Source organism: Sporomusa sphaeroides DSM 2875 (assembly GCF_001941975.2).
Classification (GTDB): Bacteria; Bacillota; Negativicutes; order Sporomusales; family Sporomusaceae; genus Sporomusa; species Sporomusa sphaeroides.
Window position 1 is genome coordinate 1,720,390 of the sequence record NZ_CP146991.1, and the last position, 19,412, is coordinate 1,739,801.

The window sequence follows — 19,412 nt, forward strand, 5'->3', positions numbered from 1 at the left end:
ATGATAATCTCATGGAATACCACACAACAGTGTAATATCAATTGTATACACTGTTACCGCGATGCGGGCGCTAAACGTTCTGATGAGCTAAGCACCGCTGAAGGCAAAAAATTGCTTAGCGAGATCGCCAGAGCCGGCTTTAAGATTATGATTTTAAGCGGTGGCGAGCCCATGCTGCGCGCTGATATCTATGAACTCATTACCCATGCTGCTGCCGTCGGGCTTAGACCAGTACTCGGCACCAATGGCATTATGCTAACCGGTGAGGTTCCGGCCAGGCTGAAGTCTGCCGGGTTAATGTGCGCAGGCATAAGTGTAGACAGCTGTGATGCTGAACGTCATGACACCTTCCGGGGAGTGAAAGGCGCTTGGCAGCAAACCATGGAGGGGATTAAAAGCTGCCGGGAAGCCGGTTTGCCTTTCCAGCTCCATACCACCGTGACCAACTGGAATGAAAATGAAATTACCAGGATTACCGATCTGGCTGTTGAGTTAGGTGCTGTTGCCCACCATATCTTTTTTCTTGTGCCTGCCGGACGGGGAAAAGACATTGAAGAAACTACGCTTAAGACAGCAGAGTATGAAGCCCTGCTGACACGTATTCTTGACAAGCAGGCAACCACCTCTATTGAAATAAAACCAACCTGTGCCCCACAGTTTATGCGTATTGCTAAAGAACGCGGCGTGCCTATGCGTTATACCCGCGGCTGTCTGGCAGGTACTACCTATTGTGTCATATTGCCTAATGGTGATGTCCAGCCTTGTCCGTATTTACCGCTGAAAGTAGGTAACGTGAGAGAGGCTGCTTTTGATACAATATGGCAAGACAGTAAGGTCTTTCAAGAACTGCGCCAGGAACCGCTCAAAGGCGGCTGCGGTTCTTGTGGTTATGACAGCCTGTGTGGTGGTTGCCGTGCCAGAGCGTATTATTACTCTGACGGAGATTATTTGGCTGAAGAGCCTTGGTGTAACCGGGGAAATAGATGATACTGCTAAAAAAGAAGCTGTGCTGAAACTTTGTTTCGGCCAGCTTCTTTTTTTTTGGCATAAACCCTTCCAAAAATGGGAATCTAATAATGCTGAATAGTACGCAGACTGAACCGGTTATCGGGAGGTGGCTATATTGGAATGGAAAAATTATCTGGAAAGAAAAACTCTTACCTTCATGCTGATTGGCGCATTAGCAGCCATTGCCGGGTTTGCCATAGCAGGCGGCGGCATAGCTTATGCAGATAAGGCTTCCTTTTGCAGCAGCTGCCACTCCATGCAGCATGCAGCGGTTACCTGGCAAGCGTCCAATCACCGTCAGTTTAGCTGCGGGGATTGCCATTTGCCTCAGGAGAACCTGGTTGAGAAAATGATTGTCAAAGGACAAACCGGTATGCATGACACCTATCATGAATTCTTGCGTGATTATCCTGATACTATTCGGATTAGCGCCAAAGGCAGAGCTATTGTAAACGATAACTGTGCCCGTTGCCATGCCTATACGATCGGCAATACATTTATGTCGGCAAGCGGCGGGCACGCCTGCACCAAATGCCACCGCGGCATGATTCATAATCAGATTGTAGTTAAGGAGGGTGTTCCTGTTGAATAAGACCCAAAAAGTCTTGGCTGCTTTCCTCGTGCTTATTATCCTGTTTACAGGAGCGGTGCTTAGCCGTATATGGTTGTTTAAACCGCAATCAGCAGTGCAGTTGGTTAAACTTCCGGCAGGAGAATATAACATCGAAACCTGGGGTAAAAACTACCCGCTGTATTACGAAAGCTATCAGAAGAATTTAGAAACCGCACCTTCGCCGACAGGTTATGGTGGCGGCATTAATATTCAAAAATCAGAAAGACAGCCTGAATTATTTGTCAACTTCAAAGGCAATCCCTTCAGCAAAGATTATACCGAAGATCGCGGTCACCAGTATGCGATGCACGATTTGCGGGAATCCAAGCGTATTGGTCCGGCAGCTAAAGGGGCATGCGTTACCTGTAAAACACCGTATCTGGAGCAATTTTATCAGGAAATGGGCTGGGGTTATGCCAGTCGACCGCTTAATGAACTCATGGACCGGGCCAAAGATCATCCGATCAACTGTGCTAACTGTCATGATCCTGAGACTATGGGATTGCGGGTAATTAATCCGGCCTTTATCGAAGCTATGCAACGGCGTGGCATAGATGTCAGCAAGGCCAGCCGTGAAGAGATGCGTTCTTATGTATGTGGTCAATGCCATTCTGAGTACTATTTTGAGCCAGGTACCTTCAAAGTAATATTTCCCTGGGATAAAGGCCTGACTCCTCAGGAAATGTATGAGTATTATTCCGGCAAACCGAACGGATTTGAATATGATTTTCTGCAAACCGATTCAAAAGTGCCTGTTTTAAAGGCGCAACATCCCGATTATGAAGAATGGCAAAATGGGGTTCATGGCAAATTTGGTGTGTCCTGTGCTGATTGCCATATGCCCTATATGCGAAAAAACGGACAGAAGTATAGTTCGCACTGGATGACAAGCCCGTTAAAGACGCTCAATGAATCTTGTTCCCCCTGCCATACCCAGGGACAGGAACTTTTATTCAACCAGGTTAAGGCCTATCAGGATAATACCTGGCAGCTTCAGCATATGGCGGGAGAAAATGTTGCCAGAGCCCATGAAGCCATTCAAAAAGCCAGTCAAATCCCGAATGTCAATCAGACTGAACTGGCCAATGCCCGTGAATTGCTGCGCCGGGCTCAATGGTATTGGGATTACATGGCAGCCTCCAACAGTATGGGGTTCCATAATCCGGTTCAAGGACTTAACACGCTGGGGCAGTCCATTGATTTATCTCATCAGGCTGTTAATGCTGCCAATAAAGCAGCAGGAACCAACTCTCTATGAGTAATTAACAAGTGAAAGCAGTTTGTAGTGCAGGCGGGTGGTGTATTGCCTATACATCACCCGCTTGTAAATTGCCTGTATAGCTGCGGCATAATAAGTTCTAATTGTAATTTATTATTTTTTGACAAGTGCGACAGGAAACTGGAAAAATAAGCAGAATATCAGAAGAAGGATTAATTTGTAAACAGTATTATTTTAAGGGGGGCGACTATGGAAAAGCGGGATACCCTTTGGGGATTATTTCAAAAGAAAAATATCAGCAGGCGTGATTTCGTTAAAACATGCGTGGCTCTGACCAGTATTATGGGGCTGTCTACCGAACTAATACCCCGTGTCATTGAAGCGGCAGAGAAAAAACCGTTGCTGCCGGTCATTTGGCTGCATGGTCATGAGTGTACAGGTTGCGACGAGAGCTTTATTCGTTCCCAGTCACCGTTGGCTTCCGATCTGGTACTTAATATGATTGCTCTTGAATACATGGATGTATTGGCTGCCACTGCCGGCGAGCCACTGGAACATCACCTGGAAGAAACAATAAAAAAATATGCGGGTCAGTATGTTCTGGTTTTTGAAGGTGCTGTGCCTACTGCGGAAGCTGGCATATACTGTATGGTTGGCGGAAAACCCATGCTTGAGACATTGAAGCATGTCGCTAAAAATGCGGCAGCGATTATTGAAAATGGTTCCTGTGCCGCCTGGGGCGGAATTCAAGCCGCCAGACCCAATCCCACCAAGTCGGTGGCAGTAAGTGAAATTGTTAGTGGCAAGCCGATTATCAAGGTGCCTGGCTGTCCGCCGATTCCGGAAGTGCTGACAGGTACCATTATGCATTATGTTCTTTTCGGCCAGTTACCACCTGTTGATAATCAGGGACGGCCTAAACAATTTTTTGGCAATCGCATCCATGATACTTGTTATCGGCGTCCATTTTTTGATTCCGGTATGTTTGTGGAAAAATTTGACGATATTGCCAGCAAGGCCGGCTGGTGTCTGTACAAGGTGGGCTGCCGGGGGCCGGAAGCTTATAATTCCTGCGGCAATATACGCTGGTGGAATGGTCTGAGTTATCCCATCCAGGCAGGTGCGCCCTGTGTTGCCTGTGCCGCCAATAACTTCTGGGATAATGATCCTTTCTATGAACGGCTGCCTAACATCCCTGTGCCTAATACTATTGTCAATGCAGACAAAGTTGGCGCTATCTTGGCCGGCGTGACTGCCGCCGGTGTAGCGACTCATGGTATTGCATCTTATGTTCAGCACAAAATGCATGAGTCTAAAGCAGAAAAAGCGCAGGACGGCACGGATGAAACCAAGCCGGAACGCGGCCAGGACAATGAATAGGGATGAGGAGGAGCGGTTTAGATGAAACGCATAGTTGTTGATCCGATAAACCGGATTGAAGGCCACCTGCGGGTTGAAATAGAAGTAGATGAAGCTACCGGCAAAGTGGAAGATGCTCTTTCAAGCGGCACTGCCTGGAGGGGGATTGAATTAATAGTAAACGGGAGGGATCCACGGGATGCCTGGATGTTTGTCCAGAGAATCTGCGGTGTTTGTACTACCGTACATGCTTTAGGCAGCTTGCGGGCGGTTGAAGATGCGTTAGGTATCGAAATTCCCAAAAACGCCAACTTTATTCGCAATATAATAGCCGGTACGCAAATGGTGCATGATCATCTTGTCCATTTTTATCATTTGCATGCCCTGGACTGGGTCAGCCCGGTAGCGGCGCTCAGAGCCGACCCGGCAGCTACGGCGGCGCTGCAGAACACGGTACTGGAAAAATACAGCCTTACGTTTGAGGGCCCTGTCAGTTTTGACACCAACGCCTATCCTAAAGAGTTTCCGAAGGCAACAACCGCGTACTTCAGGGAAATTCAAAATAAAATAAAAGGCATTGTCGAGAGCGGCCAACTGGGTCTTTTTTCGGCCCATTACTGGGATCATCCCGACTATAACGTGCTGCCGCCGGAAGCTCATCTGATGGCTGTATCCCATTATCTGAACATGCTTGACCGTCAGCGGGAAATTGTTATTCCCCATGTTATCTTCGGCGGCAAAAACCCTCATCCGCATTATATTGTCGGCGGGATGCCCTGTTCCATTTCCATGAATGATATGAATGCACCTATTAACACCGAACGGTTAGCCGTAGTGGATACTGCGATAAATCTAACAATAGATTTGGTAAATAATTTTTACATACCGGATGCGCTGGTCATTGGCGATTTGTTTGTCAAAGCAGGTTTTGCCGACGGCGGCGGTTTAGCCGGGCAACGGGTGCTGGCCTTTGGCGATTTCCCCGAAGACCGCTATAGCGGAACTTCCAATGGGGATTATTTTAAAAATCTGCTAATCCGTGCCAACGGGGTTGTAGAAAACTTTGGTCAGGGTATTGGCCAGGCTGTTTTCCATCCGCTGGAAGGTAAAGACCTGACTGATCCGAATGTATTGACCGAAGGTGTTGAACATTCTTGGTACCGTTATCCTGAAGCCGGCAAGGACCTTCATCCCTGGAACGGTGTTACCACTCCGCAATATACCGAACCGAAAGAAGGGACCAAGACCAACTGGAAGTATCTTAACGAGGATGGCAAATATTCCTGGATTAAGACACCCAAATGGAATGGTAAAATGGCTGAAGTTGGCCCGCTGGCTAAATATATTATTGTGTATACCAAGGTTAAACAAGGCATTATCGGTGAGCCAACCTGGGCGGAAAAATTCATGGTTGACCAGATTGAGGCAGTGTCCAAAGCATTAAATCTGCCGCCGGAAAAATGGATGCCGACTACAGTAGGGCGTACGGCAGCCCGCGCTTTGGATGCACAGCTGCATGCGTATATTGCCAAGTATTTCTTTGATAAACTGATAAACAGTATTAAAGCCGGCGACACAACAGTAGCTAACACGGCTACCTGGGATCCGGCAACCTGGCCGAAGGAAGCCAAAGGAGTGGGTCTGCACGAAGCGCCGCGAGGCGGCCTGAGTCATTGGGTAACCATTAAAAACGGCAAAATTGAAAACTATCAGGCGATTGTTCCTTCCACCTGGAACGCTTGTCCCCGGGACGGAAAAGCCGGCTATGGCGCTTATGAAGCCAGTATGATTGATACCAAAGTAAAGATTGCCGAAAAGCCGCTTGAAATACTGCGGGTGCTTCACTCTTTTGACCCTTGTCTGGCTTGTGCCACTCATCTCTATGACAAAGAAGGCAAGGAACTTGCAGTAGTTCGCACCGACCCGTATTTATAAAAAAGGAGGAATACCGGTCATGCGTCAAGGAGCAATGAAACCTTATTACCTGTTTAGCCCGTGGACGCGGATTTTCCATTGGGTTATGGTAATATGTACATTTATTCTGTTTCTTACCGGCCTGTACATTGGCAATCCTTTTTTCCTGGGGACACAGGGAATAGAGCCAACGTTTGCCGTTAATCATGTTTTATCGATGGAAATGATAAGGTATATTCATTTTATCGCAGGCTATGTGCTTATCATCTCCTTTATTCCCCGCATTTACGGCTTTATCATTAATCCCGGCGACAGGCTTTTGCCTAAGCCGTGGACTAAGCTGTACTGGACTGGAATTATGGATACGCAGATGCATTATATGTTCATGCGCGGCAAGCATCGTCCCTATCTCCGGAATTCATTGGCCAGATCAGGCTATCTGGCGGTATATCTTATGTTTCTGATTGAAGCCATAACCGGTTTGGCGATGTACTACATGATTGAGCCTAACCGGTTCCTGGCAAAAGTATTTGGCCCGTTTAACAACTGGCTGGTTAACGAATACACTGTTCATATCATTCACCATTTTGTTGCATGGTGTATCATCTTGTTTGTCATTGTGCACGTATATATGGCAATCAGGGCTGACTTTACCGAAAAAGGCGGCGAGATATCGGCTATGTTCTCCGGTGTCAAGTATATGGAAGAAGAACCTGATGATTTGGATGATATTAGCAAAGATAACCTGAAAACTAAGATAAAGTAATGAGATCGAGATTGCCACGCCGGATGTACAGCAGAATTTAGCGTGGCAATCTTCTGTCTATTGAGCGAATGATAGGAGCTTGCATCATGGAAAAAATCGTTGTTTTGGGTATCGGCAATATTTTAATGCAGGACGAAGGTTTTGGCGTCCGGGTGGTTGAGGAACTTACCCGGCGTTATACCTTTCCGGATACTGTTGAAGTTCTTGACGGCGGTACGCTTGGCATGGAATTGCTGCGCTTTATCAAAGGCGCTGACCGGCTGCTGATTATTGATGCCATTAATGGCGGCAGTGAACCAGGGGCTTTTTTTCAGTTTGCCAATGAGGAAGTCAAGGCTTATTTTAAACATAAAGTATCTATGCACGAACTGGGGATTCAGGACGTGCTGGCGGCGCTGGAAGTATTGGAAGAGCCGGTGAAAGACGTGGTTGTATTAGGAGTTCAGCCGGCCGTTATTGATGTTGGTTTAGAATTAAGTGAAACAGTACAAGCTAGTGTTGACAATGCTATCTGCAGGACATTGCGAGTATTAGATTCTTGGGGTATAAACTGCCTGCCGCTTACATAGGTATTATAACTGAAGACTTGCTTCCGGTAAGGTTCCCCCAACTGGAGTATAGTCGGAATTATCCAGCGATTTAGCTGCTCTTACTCCCGCCTAAAGAGGCGGGAGTCTTAGAGTGATTAAGTCAGCGGATACATGCGGGAGGTGGACTGTGAAGTACAATGTTCTCTATGTTATCCTTAGCCTCAAAGGAGTGCCTGAAGTATTTCCTGCTGAAGATTACAGGTTTAACGAGCAGAATGGTGTACATGAGCTGTTGATTACTGTTTTTGGGCAAAAATTATGGGTAGATACCCGGTCGGTTATGTTAAAGAAAATAGCGGGTGCCAGCTTTTGTTGGCGAGAGTATGAACAAGGAAAATATGTTGAGCTGAATCAGTCCAATGCCGTTTGCCCCGAATGCGGCTGGTGGCGGTGCCATGTATGCGACTCCTGCCGGTGCAATAAACCTAAGAAAGAAGACTAACTTTAACAGCATGGCGGCGAGGCTTTAGTGTTATTGGATATATATATTTACAATGTTGGCAGGAAAAAGGATTAATTTCGCGTATATTGTATACTAAGCCTATGCTAATTTTTCTCTAGGAGTGGTTATTATGCTGCGTGGCGTTCGAGGCGCGACAACTGTTACCGCAAACCAATGTGAAGAAATCTTTGAGCGCGTGGCTGAACTTCTAGCGGCAATTGTACGGGAAAATGCGATGAATACCGAAGATATTGGCGCTGTGATATTCAGCTCAACCCCTGATTTAAACGCGGCTTTTCCGGCTGCAGGTGCAAGAAAACTCGGCTGGACACAAGTGCCATTGTTTGGCACCCAGGAAATAGAGTGTCCTGAAGCGCTGCCGCTGTGTATCAGGGTATTGATTCTTTGGAATACCGATACTTGTCAGCAGGATATCAAGCATATTTATTTGCATGACGCAATGGTTTTACGTCAGGATATCACAGCGTAAGAAGGTTCTAAGTGAAAAAGCGGGATTGTTTCGCCGTACCTCTCACAATGACTGTAGCGGGTCCTTACCGTCATTGCAGGTATGGGAAGTAATCTCGCTTTTTCAGTTCCAAGACTTGCATTCACTGGCCGGCAGTGCAATAATAAAATGGTGAAAAGGAGGCTGAATTATGGCTTCACCGGAAAATGTAATATCTATTGTTGTGCCGGTATTTAACGAACAGGATAATATCGACAACTTTTATCAGGAAGTTGTTAATGCTATGGAGCCGCTGGCCTATTCTTATGAACTCATTTTTATCGATGATGGTTCAAGTGATGCTACTCCGTTTATCTTAGAACGTTTAGTCAATGCGGACAAGCGGGTACGGGCGCTCATTATGGCTCGCAATTTTGGTCATCAGGTGGCTTTAACCTGCGGACTGGATCATGCAAAAGGGGATGCCGTTATTACCATGGATGGCGATATGCAGCATCCGCCTGAGATGCTGCCGCAGTTGCTTGCCAAATGGGAAGAAGGTTTCCAGGTAGTCCAGACAGTGAGAATTAATACTGAAGGAGTATCCTGGTTTAAAAGCTTTACCTCAGGCATGTTTTATAAACTGATGAATGCCATGTCTAATGTACAGGTTACCGAGGGTGGCTCTGATTTTAGATTATTAGATAAACAGGTGGTAGATAGTTTTCGGCGCTTTCGGGAACGTGCCAGATTTATTCGAGGTATGATCAGCGCGATTGGCTATCGGCAGACTAAGATTGAATTTGTTGCGCCGAAACGCTTTGCCGGGCAATCCAAATTCTCATTAAAGCGAATGCTGCATTTTGCGCTTGATGGTATAACGGCATATTCTAAAACACCGCTCCGGTTTGCCTTTTATATTGGACTGGCCCTGGGGTTTAGCAGCATTGTGCTGACAGGCCATGTTGTTTATATTAGGCTTTTTACCGATGAAGCTGTTCCGGGCTGGGCGACAATTACGGCCAGTATTTTGCTGTTGGGCGGTTTGCAATTAGCGGGCATTGGTATTATTGGTGAATATGTCGGGAGAATATTTGAAGAAGTGAAACAGCGTCCGCTCTACTGGCTTCAGGCTGATCTGAGTCGGCAGCAAAATAAAGGTAACGAGTAGTAATTATCAGGAAACTATAATCCTCCCTAAATTTGTAAAAAAACCATGAATTTTAGGCAGGATTTTCAAATTTGATACAGAATAATAACCAAGGAGCGTTTTAGAAAGCCGAATCCAGCTCAGGTACGGGGGAACCAGTTTTATGGGGTGAAACCTGATTAGCACTGGCTTTTCAGGTAGGGTGCCTGCAACCCTAACCCGTCAGCTAACCTCGGAGGCCAAGGAGAGGGGAAACCAATTGCAAAAGTATTTCGGGTTTATTGTTGCTTTTTGTCTCTTTTTTGGGACCGCTGCTTTTGCCCATGCTTCAGGTACATATGAATCCGGTGACCGAGGCGCTGATGTAGCCGCTATTCAAACTCAGCTTACTGAGCTTGGTTTTGATGCCGGCGCAGCAGATGGTGATTTTGGCGACTTAACGGTCAGTGCTGTCAAGGCTTTTCAAAAAGCTCGGGGTCTTGAGCCTGATGGTGTAGTTGGAGCACAAACTTATCGTGCTTTGATGGGGCGGGATATTCCTGCCAGCCGTGATTCTTCCACAACTTCGGTACGGCGTATTATTCAGACATCGCTGCGTTATCAAGGTGTGCCTTATGTATTTGGTGGGACAAGCCCTGGCGGTTTCGACTGTTCCGGCTTTACTCGCTTCGTATTTGCCCAGAGTGGTATCTCTCTGCCGCGAATGGCTGATGAACAGTTTGCAGTTGGGCGGCCTGTGTCTTACAGTCGTCTTCAACCCGGTGATTTGGTGTTTTTCACTACCTACGCACCGGGAGCATCTCACAGCGGCATCTATATTGGTGATGGTAATTTTATCAGCGCTACGTCCAGCCGCGGTGTGGCTATTGCCAGTATGAGCAGTAGCTATTGGGGTCCGCGCTACATTGGCGCCCGCCGGGTGATGTAAACCAACAAGCAGGGAAGGCATTAGCTGTCTTCCCGCTTTTGTTATTTCATGCCTATATATACAGTCGATCTTTTGAGGTCACCCGTGCAACCAAGTAAAATAATGCTAAAAAAAGCAGCGGCAGCTATATTGCCGCTATATTTTTTTGATTTTTTGTTAAGAATAATCTTATTAAGGGGTGGAAAGTGTTGACAGTAGGATTCCGGCCTGTTACTATCTTAATAGGAATATTCTTATTAAAAGGGGATAGCGATATATATGATAAAAACAAGGATGGTTTTGGTTGTACTTTTTCTCTTGGGGGTACTTGTCAGTGGTTGCGGTCAGAGAACAGCTGCGCCAGGCGATAATACACAGCAAGCAGCCAAAATCAAGGTTTTGGCCAGTGTTTATCCGGTATACGAATTCGTCCGGCAGGTTGGTGGCGACAAAGTCGAGGTAGATATACTTGTTCCGGCCGGAGCCGAACCGCACGAATGGGAACCATCAGCCAAGGACTTGATACAGGTTAAAAATGCAAAACTGTTTTTCTTTCACGGTGCCAATTTCGAGCATTGGATTGGCAAAGTAACGGGGAAAGACGTACTTGGCAGCACAACGGCGGTTGAGGTCAGTAAAGGTATTGAATTAAAAGAAGGCATTCCCCATAGTCATGGACATGACGAACATAACCATGTTGATGAGCATAAGCATGAGCATGAACATGAAGAAAACGAAATTGATCCGCATGTTTGGCTTGATCCTGTATTGGCCCAGAAGGAAGTAGACAACATTGCGGAAGCTCTGGCTGCTGCCGATACAGCCAATGCCGCCTATTACCGTGAAAATGCCGCTAATTATAATAAAGAGCTGCAAAAGCTTCACGAAGAGTATCAGAGCGGTTTGCAAAAGGTAAAGAAACGTACAATTATTACTACCCATGCTGCTTTTGGCTATCTGGCAGAGCGCTACCAGCTGGAACAGGTTGCCATCATGGGTTTGTCACCGGATGCCGAACCAACGCCGGAAAAGATGGCTGATATTACCAAGCTGTGTCGTGAACGGCAAATTAATTACATATTTTCGGAAACAATTGTGAGTTCCAAGGTAGCGGAAACTTTGGCTAAAGAAGCCGGTGCCAAAGTTCTGGTGTTGCATCCGGTGGATGCGTTAACCCCTGATGAAGTAAAGCAGGGGAAGAATTATCTTACACTGATGCGAGCAAACTTAGCCAATTTAATCCAGGCTCTCGAATAATAAATTGCATTCAGAGATTGCCGCGTTATCGCTTGCTGGCGTAGCGTGGCAATCTCATTCCTATTAGGAATCTTTTTTGCAGTAGAAAGGGGAAAGGATATGACTGTCGATCATGCAGCAAGTGTCATCGCTGTAATAGCCCGTTTGAAAGATAAAGGCTACCGGATAACAGCCCAGCGGCAGGCTATGATTGCGCAGCTGGTTGAGTCAGGCCAAGCGTTGTCCGCCTTTGAAATTTGGGAAAAACTAAAGGTGCGCTATAAGGACATAAGCCTGGACACCGTATACCGCAATCTTCATGTTTTGGTTGACCTAGAAGCGTTAACCCCGATAAATGCCCTGGGAAAAGAAAGTGTCAGATATGAATTGGTGGACACCAGCCATCATCATCATATTGTATGTGTAAAATGCGGACAAACGCAATGTATTGAGTATTGCCCGGTAGACCCCCGCCTCATGCTGGTGTTGCAAACCCATGGCTATGAATTAGTGCGTCACAACTTAGAATTGTTCGGTGTATGCCGGCAATGCAATCCTTCTTAAGGAGTAAAAGGAAAACTATGGCTGAAATTAACTTACATAATATTACATTCGGGTACAACACAGAAATGGTGCTTAATAATATTACCTTTTCTGTAGCTCAGGGTGAATTTGTAGTAGCGGTTGGTCCTAATGGTGCGGGGAAAAGTACGCTGTTAAAAATTATGGCCGGACTTATCGAGCCCCTGGCCGGTCACGTGTTGATTGACAACCAGACGGTTTATACCGCTGCCAGGCAGGGAATACTTGGCTATGTGCCACAGCATTATGCCCAGAATACGGCAGCTTTTCCGGCAACTGTCGAAGAAATTGTGGCATTGGGGCTTGTTAATTATTCCAGTTTGCTAAAGAAGGAAAAAGGAGCCAGGCATATTGTCCGGCATATGCTGGAATTGGTGGGGATGGATAAGCTAAAAGACCGCCGGATTGGCGAACTATCCGGCGGCCAGCAGCAGCGGGTAATGGTAGCACGGGCTCTGGCCGGTAATCCGCAATTATTACTGCTGGACGAACCGACCAGTGGTATCGACTATGCCGCCAGTGCCAAAATTTATGAACTACTGGGTCAGCTTAACAGCACACTAGGCATTACCATTGTTATGGTTTCCCACGATATTGAAAACGCTACCCATTTTGCCAGTAAAGTAGCGTGTATTAATCGCAGCCTGTGTTTTTTTGGTGACAGTGAACAATTTCATTCCAGTCATGCCACTATGCGGCATTTGTGGTATTATTCCGGCTTCACAGGCTAACTGAACAAGTGGGGGGATTTAATTTGGAAATATTGCAATACGACTTTATGCAGCGGGCTTTTTTAGCCGGGTTTATAACGGCTGTCATTTGCCCGGTTTTGGGGATGTTTATTGTGGTACGCCGGCAGTCGCTGATCGGTGACGGGTTAGGACATATTGCTTTTGCCGGAGTAACAGGCGGTTATCTGGCAGGTATTTACCCGGCGATAGGAGCATTTACATTAACCGTTGCCGGGGCTGTCGGTATTGAGCTTGTACGGCGCCACCGCACCCAAATGGCAGATACTGCGTTGGCTATTTTTTTCTATGCGGGAATAGCGTTAGCGATAATTTTTAGTACTATTACCCGGATACCCAGCGCCAGTTTGCTGGGATTTCTGTTCGGCAGTATCCTTACAGTATCCTGGCAAGACGTCCTGGTGATTATCGGGTGTGGCATTGTTGTTTTGGGAGTGGTATTTAGCCATTTTAACAAACTTACTTTGGTTGCTTTTGATGAAGACGTGGCCAAAGTTGCGGGCATTCATACCAGTGCGGTGAATATGGCATTAAGTATAGTTACGGCCATTACTGTTGTTACCGGTATGATGGTGGTAGGGATTCTTATGGTGAGCGCTTTGATGATTGTGCCGGTAGCGGCAGCGGAACAATTGGGGAAAGGCTTTAAGGCTACGCTGGGCTGGGCAATTCTGTTGGCTGTATTGTCAGTAGGGTGCGGTCTGACGGCAGCATTTTACCTGGATATTGCACCAGGCGGTTCCATCATTATTACCGCAATTTTGTGCTATCTGGCAACGGCCATTTACCGTCAGCTTCACCGTTATTGGCAGCGGACAGAGTCCCACAGCCAGATAATCAACTTGTAATGTATTTAACAAATTTGGTATAATCGGATTAAATTACTATACATAATTTAGGAGGATTATTACATGGACTACAACAGACAACAGGCTTGGCAGCTTTTGCGTCAGCATGTACATAGTGAGGTTCTGCTAAAGCATTGCCTGGCGGTTGAAATTGCGATGCGGGCCTATGCAGCTAAATTTGGTGAAGACATTGAATACTGGGGAGCTGTAGGGCTGCTGCATGATGTTGATTTTGAAAAATTCCCGGATGATCATCCCCATCATGCCCGGGAATTACTCTCGGCAGCCGGGTATAACAGTCAGTTTATCACCGATGTTGAAGCCCATGCCCGTGACTGGCAACCGGAGCGCACCTTGTTGCAAAAAACGCTGCTGGCAGTTGACGAACTGACCGGCTTTATCATTGCCTGTGCTTTGGTGCGCCCGGATAAGAGCTTAGGAAATCTGGAACTAAAATCGGTTATGAAGAAAATGAAAGACAAAGCTTTTGCCCGTGCGGTAAACCGTGAGACCATTACAGTCAGCGCAGCCGCCATGGACGTTGATTTTAAAGAACATGTTGAATTTGTTACCCATGCGCTGGCCCGGGCAGTGACTCTGCCTGAATATCAAGAGCTGCCGCTTATTGGTTAGTCAATATTAAACATAAACTAAGGCAGGGGGGCATACAGATTAAAGAGGACAGCTAAAAGGAGAGGGATAATGGCAAAACATGTTCTGAATAAGCTAACCGTTAATCTGCATGATTCCAATAGCCGGGAAAAACTATATGACCATCTGATAATGCTATTAAAGTGTCAGGAAGGGATACACTTACGGCCGTTGGTGGTACTGTGCATTGGCTCTGACCGCTATACCGGTGATGCTTTGGGGCCGCTAATCGGAACCTATCTGGAAGAATACACCGAATGCCATGTGTATGGTACATTGGAGCAGCCTGTTCACGCCGGTAATTTCGTCGAAATGCTTAATATTATTAAGCATCGGTTTCATCATCCGCTTATTATTGCCATTGACGCTTGCCTGGGGAAAAGCCATGAGATCGGCAATATTGAAGTTTGGCAAGGCGGATTGGCTGCAGGCATTGCTGTCGGCAACCGGCTGCCTACTGTTGGTGATATATCAATTATTGGTGTGGTGAATGCGCAAAGCCAGATAGGTTACCTTGATTTGCAGAGTACGCCGCTGTCTAAGGTAATGAAAATAAGCAAAGTGATTAGCGAAGTGCTTACCGAAGCAATGAACACCATCCAGGTTGAAACAATGCCGGCCTGCACTCAGTCTATGGCTAAATGAACCAAATGAAAAAGGCGAGATGGCTGCACTGCCATCTCGCCTTTCAGTTGTGCGCCCGGCATGGGCGCAGTCTAACGGGTAGCAAGTCCCTAGCGCGGGTTAATAGTGCCAAGCGCATAGCTTAAGGCAAGGGTGTCCATCGCGAGGTGGAATCTGAAGGAAGCCAGCGGCAAATCTCCGGTCTGACGAACAGAAATCACATAAAAGGCAGGAAAAAAACCGGGTGAGGTTGCAACTCAAACCGAAGCCCCAAACTATTCGAGGTCAATCCTGTAGATGTGGCAGATAGATGGAGAGAAAGACTGCGTTCTTACCCGGGGAGGTCTCACGGACATGTGGAGATAATTTTTGAAACATGGTTGAAACAAGATTAATCGTGAGAAGTCAGCCGAGGCCATAGTACTGGAAGTTTTTTTTTCAGGAAGGGCCGAACAATAATTGAGTTCTTGAACAGAAGGAGGTGAAGTCATGTTAAGAGAGCAGAAAACCAGTAAAATGGGCTACCCCTGTGAGGATATGTTAGAAACAAAAAGTAGCAGGGGAGCGCGGAGCATGGCATCACTAGAGCCTGTAATAAAGAACCGCGTAAATCTGTTAGAAGAAATCCTAAACAAAGACAATCTTAATGCAGCCTACCTTCAGGTGAAGAGTAAGAAAGGTGCTGCAGGAGTAGATGGCATGGAAGTAGGTGCGATGCTGGGCTGGTTAAAGGAAAACAAGGAAGAATTCCTTGCAAAGCTGAGAACTGGAAAATACAAACCCCAGCCGGTACGACGGGTAGAAATCCCGAAGCCGGATGGAGGTAAGAGAAAGCTGGGAATACCAACGGTATTAGACAGGTTGCTACAGCAGGCGATAGCACAGATATTACAGCCAATCTTTGAAAAAACATTTTCCGAAAACAGTTATGGCTTTCGCCCAGGAAGGAACGCGCACCAAGCCATAAGCAAGACAAAAGGCTACTACGAGGAAGGATACACGAAAGCCGTCGACCTTGATCTGGCGCAGTATTTTGACACGGTAAATCATGACATTCTAATTAATATGCTCCGGGAAGAAGTAAAGGATGAGAGAGTAATAAAGCTCATCCGGAAGTATTTGAAAAGCGGAGTAATGGAAGGCGGGTTAGTAAGTCGAACAGAAGCGGGAACACCCCAGGGAGGAAACCTATCGCCGCTGTTATCTAATATTTATCTAACGAAGTTCGATAAACTGCTGGAAAGCAGAGGACATAAATTCGTGAGATATGCCGATGACTGTAATATTTACGTAAAAACGCCAAGAGCAGCAAAACGAATCATGGAAAGTTGTATTCGGTATTTAGAAGGGACACTGAAACTGACTGTGAACCGAAAGAAAAGCCGGATAGGCAGTCCGCTGCGAGAGAAGTTCCTAGGGTTTTCGTTACATAAAGTAGTTGGTAAAGTAGGAATCCGCCCCCATGCGAAGGTAATCCGGAGATTCAAGCAGAAGGTGAAGAAAATAACCGGGCGAAATCGCGGTCGGTCAATAAAAGACATTCTGAGGGAATTGAAAGAGTACACAAATGGATGGCTAAATTACTACGCCATAGGAGATATGCGGGCAAAGATGCAGGAGTTGAACCAGTGGATACGGCGCAGGCTGAGGATGTTCTTGTGGAAACAATGGAAGAAAATCTCCACAAAGCATGACAATCTGAAAAGATTGGGGCTAGATAGTGGCAAAGCGTGGGAATACGCTAATACAAGATTGGGATATTGGCGAATTGCTGGGAGTGTAATTCTGAACAGGACACTAACAGATAAATACCTCGAATCCCTTGGCTACATGAACATAGCAAAGAGATACGAGGTATTGCATTTACGTTAAGTTATTGAACCGCCGTATACCGAACGGTACGTACGGTGGTGTGAGAGGTCGGTCATTCAGTTAATGGATGACCTCCTACTCGATCGATTAGTGGCTGTTACCTACTCCTCGGGAAACAGCCTGTCCCACATCATGTATAGTACTACCAGCGTGCCGGCAAAGAATACACCAATATCAGCAATATAACGCTCCATGCGAAACCACGCTCCTCCCGAACGGCATACATTTCTTATCGATTATATGCCACCTGCGCTGCCGGCGCAAGTGGTATATAAATATTTTTTATTGCCAGGCACATTCATCTTGTCTACTCCATAGAATTTAATCGACAGATTTTTTGGGGGTGAATGACTGAATGGCTCTTACGTTTATTACGGTATTAGCAGCTTCGGTAATTAAAGGCATCACCCTGCTCGTCTCTTATATAGCAAACAATACTTTCCCTTTGCCGCTGTCGGAGAAAGATGAACGTATTTATTTGCAGCGGTTAAAGAACGGGGAGGAAGAAGCCCGAAACGTATTAATTGAACGCAATCTGAGATTAGTGGCACACATTGTCAAGAAGTTTGATAACACTGGCGAAGATGTTGATGATCTCATTTCCATCGGCACGATAGGTCTTATTAAAGCCATTAACACATTTGACCCTGCCAAGAAGATCAGGTTGGCTACCTATGCAGCCAGATGCATTGAGAATGAAATACTCATGCATTTAAGAAGTACCCGCCGCATACGCAGTGAAGTTAGTTTGTATGACCCGATCGGGGTTGATAAGGAAGGAAATGAAATAACACTGAATGGTTATCTGTTTAAGCAATCACAGCTGCGCATTACCTGGGTAAAATGGGATGCAGCACCAGAATGAAATTGTCGCCATTCTGGTGCTTTTCTTTGCGGTAAGTGGCATATGCTAATACAGTTTTTAACAATTGATTTTTAACCGCCGGGTCCTTTGTCTTTTTATAAACGACAAGGACCTTTTCAAATTTCGGAATAATATCTTTATTGGCTTGTTCTCTTGTTATTTCGTGCTTGATAGCAGTCTCGGTGTCGGCTATGGCCTTTTCCGTTTCCAGAATCCGTTCGGAAAGTTTCTGTGACCTGTCCCGGTAGGTAGCTTCATCATAGATATTTCTTTCCAGAAAATCGTGGAGACGATCTTTTTGCAGCTCTAACTCTCTGTGCTCCTTGTTAAGATGCTGCAATAGCTTTTTCTTAATACTTATTGCATTATCTTTTTGTTCGACAGGCTTGTTGCGCACCCATTGAGCCCGGTATTTCTCCAGCCAATATTCAAGGCCATTCAGCACGCTGGTTTCCACATACTCAAAGCGGCTGCTCTTATTTGGGCATTGCTTGTTATAGCAGATGATATGGGGGTACTGCTGGTGGGAGTATGGCCTGTATACCATGGCCCCACCGCATATTGCGCATTTAACAAGTCCGGCCAGTGGGTTGGTAATACCATTGACTTGCCGATAGGGGACATGATATTTACCTTTTAGGATTGCCTGTGCTTTGCTGAAAATCTCTTTGGCCACAAGCGGCTTGTGTTTGCCTTCAACGTCAATCCACTCCGAACGGGGGCGTGTTCTAACGTCCTCTTTTTTGCCCGGAGTTTTTGACTTTTTTTCCTCTTTCTTTTTCCATTGCAGCCGGCCGATATAGACTTCGTTTTTCAGGATAAAGAGAACGGTAGAGGCCTCCCAGGGTTTGCCGCTATAGGTAGGCTTGCCTAGCCGGTTAAGTTCAGCAGCAATCTTGTTGCTGCCCATTCTGACATTAGGGTCATCATGAGTATATAATTCAAAAATGAGCTTTACTACGGGAGCCTGGTCTGGGTGTGGTATTAATATTCTCTCACGGTTGGTTTTCTCAATTTGATAGCCATATGGCGGTCTGGCGCCGATATAATTGCCATCCTGCACCGAACGCACCCTGCCGCCTTGCAGACGCCGGGTGATAATTTTCAATTCCTTGCGTGCCATAAAGGCTTCGAATTCGGTGTATTCTTCATCAAATTCATCATTAAGGTCATAAATCTTGCGCGGTGTTACGATGAGCGTATTGGCGTTCTTGAAGGTTTTAAGAATGAATCCCTGATCTTCCATGTCGCCACGCCCCAGGCGGTCAACTTCCATACAGAATACAGAGCGCCATTTTCCTGCGGCAACTTCCTTAAGAAGCTGCATCATCTCCGGACGGTTAACGACACTTTCTCCAGATACTATTTCTTCGAAAACATGGGCGATAGTTACGTTGTAGTCTTTAGCCAGTCTGAATAAGTCCCGTTTATGTTTAGCCAGTGTCTCACCCTCGCCCCGGGCTTCGGCTTCGCTGTCTTCGCGCGACTTGCGGAGGTAAAAGGCGGCTGGCTCTAAGTCCTGACAAGTGTGTGGTGGCCTCATAGTATCACCTCTGAGGGTAATATACA

The 19,412-nt window shown here is 46.3% G+C and carries 20 protein-coding genes and 1 riboswitch; of the genes, 19 read left to right on the top strand and 1 reads right to left on the bottom strand.

Annotated features, from left to right (window positions below; genetic code table 11):
• From nirJ2 to SPSPH_RS07710, 19 genes are all read left to right on the top strand, one after another.
• Positions 1 to 987: a putative heme d1 biosynthesis radical SAM protein NirJ2 gene (gene nirJ2 / locus SPSPH_RS07620; protein WP_075754717.1), complete on the top strand. Its 987-nt coding sequence runs from the start codon at positions 1 to 3 to the stop codon at positions 985 to 987.
• A gap of 127 nt (positions 988 to 1,114) precedes the next feature.
• Entirely contained in the window at positions 1,115 to 1,600 is a 486-nt protein-coding gene (locus SPSPH_RS07625; protein ID WP_422397000.1) for a NapC/NirT family cytochrome c, read from the top strand.
• Positions 1,593 to 2,879 carry an ammonia-forming cytochrome c nitrite reductase subunit c552 gene (locus tag SPSPH_RS07630; RefSeq protein WP_075754719.1) on the top strand — a complete coding sequence of 429 codons (1,287 nt, stop codon included), beginning with the start codon at positions 1,593 to 1,595 and terminating at the stop codon, positions 2,877 to 2,879. The genes SPSPH_RS07625 and SPSPH_RS07630 overlap by 8 nt, the downstream gene beginning before the upstream one ends.
• 210 nt (positions 2,880 to 3,089) lie before the next feature.
• Entirely contained in the window at positions 3,090 to 4,220 is a 1,131-nt protein-coding gene (locus SPSPH_RS07635) for a hydrogenase small subunit (protein WP_075754721.1), read from the top strand.
• A 21-nt stretch (positions 4,221 to 4,241) separates the two neighbouring features.
• Positions 4,242 to 6,134: a nickel-dependent hydrogenase large subunit gene (locus SPSPH_RS07640; RefSeq protein ID WP_075754723.1), complete on the top strand. Its 1,893-nt coding sequence runs from the start codon at positions 4,242 to 4,244 to the stop codon at positions 6,132 to 6,134.
• Between the two features lie 19 nt (positions 6,135 to 6,153).
• Entirely contained in the window at positions 6,154 to 6,879 is a 726-nt protein-coding gene (gene cybH, locus SPSPH_RS07645) for a Ni/Fe-hydrogenase, b-type cytochrome subunit (RefSeq protein WP_075754724.1), read from the top strand.
• Between the two features lie 86 nt (positions 6,880 to 6,965).
• Positions 6,966 to 7,448, top strand: coding sequence for a HyaD/HybD family hydrogenase maturation endopeptidase (locus SPSPH_RS07650; RefSeq protein WP_075754726.1), 483 nt, complete (start codon positions 6,966 to 6,968; stop codon positions 7,446 to 7,448).
• A gap of 148 nt (positions 7,449 to 7,596) precedes the next feature.
• On the top strand, positions 7,597 to 7,911 hold the full coding sequence (locus SPSPH_RS07655) for a hypothetical protein (protein ID WP_075754728.1): 315 nt from the start codon (positions 7,597 to 7,599) through the stop codon (positions 7,909 to 7,911).
• Positions 7,912 to 8,041: 130 nt separating this feature from the next.
• Positions 8,042 to 8,401, top strand: a complete 360-nt coding sequence (gene aroH / locus SPSPH_RS07660) for a chorismate mutase (RefSeq protein ID WP_075754730.1) — start codon at positions 8,042 to 8,044, stop codon at positions 8,399 to 8,401.
• A 169-nt stretch (positions 8,402 to 8,570) separates the two neighbouring features.
• Entirely contained in the window at positions 8,571 to 9,530 is a 960-nt protein-coding gene (locus tag SPSPH_RS07665; protein WP_075754732.1) for a glycosyltransferase family 2 protein, read from the top strand.
• A gap of 96 nt (positions 9,531 to 9,626) precedes the next feature.
• A riboswitch (cyclic di-AMP (ydaO/yuaA leader) is annotated at positions 9,627 to 9,765 on the top strand.
• Positions 9,766 to 9,789: 24 nt separating this feature from the next.
• On the top strand, positions 9,790 to 10,437 hold the full coding sequence (locus tag SPSPH_RS07670; protein ID WP_422397031.1) for a C40 family peptidase: 648 nt from the start codon (positions 9,790 to 9,792) through the stop codon (positions 10,435 to 10,437).
• Between the two features lie 258 nt (positions 10,438 to 10,695).
• Positions 10,696 to 11,673, top strand: a complete 978-nt coding sequence (locus SPSPH_RS07675; protein ID WP_075754736.1) for a metal ABC transporter solute-binding protein, Zn/Mn family — start codon at positions 10,696 to 10,698, stop codon at positions 11,671 to 11,673.
• 99 nt (positions 11,674 to 11,772) lie between these two features.
• Positions 11,773 to 12,216: a Fur family transcriptional regulator gene (locus SPSPH_RS07680; RefSeq protein WP_075754738.1), complete on the top strand. Its 444-nt coding sequence runs from the start codon at positions 11,773 to 11,775 to the stop codon at positions 12,214 to 12,216.
• 17 nt (positions 12,217 to 12,233) lie between these two features.
• Positions 12,234 to 12,965 carry a metal ABC transporter ATP-binding protein gene (locus SPSPH_RS07685; RefSeq protein ID WP_075754740.1) on the top strand — a complete coding sequence of 244 codons (732 nt, stop codon included), beginning with the start codon at positions 12,234 to 12,236 and terminating at the stop codon, positions 12,963 to 12,965.
• A 23-nt stretch (positions 12,966 to 12,988) separates the two neighbouring features.
• Complete coding sequence (locus tag SPSPH_RS07690) at positions 12,989 to 13,831, top strand: metal ABC transporter permease (protein ID WP_075754742.1); 843 nt, start codon at positions 12,989 to 12,991, stop codon at positions 13,829 to 13,831.
• A 63-nt stretch (positions 13,832 to 13,894) separates the two neighbouring features.
• A complete protein-coding gene (locus SPSPH_RS07695; RefSeq protein ID WP_075754744.1) occupies positions 13,895 to 14,464 on the top strand; it encodes an HD domain-containing protein in 570 nt (189 codons plus the stop codon).
• 69 nt (positions 14,465 to 14,533) lie between these two features.
• Positions 14,534 to 15,127: a spore protease YyaC gene (gene yyaC / locus SPSPH_RS07700; RefSeq protein WP_075754746.1), complete on the top strand. Its 594-nt coding sequence runs from the start codon at positions 14,534 to 14,536 to the stop codon at positions 15,125 to 15,127.
• A 468-nt stretch (positions 15,128 to 15,595) separates the two neighbouring features.
• Positions 15,596 to 16,978: a group II intron reverse transcriptase/maturase gene (gene ltrA, locus SPSPH_RS07705; protein WP_075754748.1), complete on the top strand. Its 1,383-nt coding sequence runs from the start codon at positions 15,596 to 15,598 to the stop codon at positions 16,976 to 16,978.
• A gap of 355 nt (positions 16,979 to 17,333) precedes the next feature.
• Positions 17,334 to 17,843, top strand: coding sequence for a sigma-70 family RNA polymerase sigma factor (locus tag SPSPH_RS07710; protein WP_075754750.1), 510 nt, complete (start codon positions 17,334 to 17,336; stop codon positions 17,841 to 17,843).
• Here SPSPH_RS07710 and SPSPH_RS07715 read toward each other — a convergent pair.
• On the bottom strand, positions 17,809 to 19,386 hold the full coding sequence (locus SPSPH_RS07715; RefSeq protein ID WP_075754752.1) for a recombinase family protein: 1,578 nt from the start codon (positions 19,384 to 19,386) through the stop codon (positions 17,809 to 17,811). The genes SPSPH_RS07710 and SPSPH_RS07715 overlap by 35 nt on opposite strands.
• Between the last annotated feature and the right edge of the window lie 26 nt (positions 19,387 to 19,412).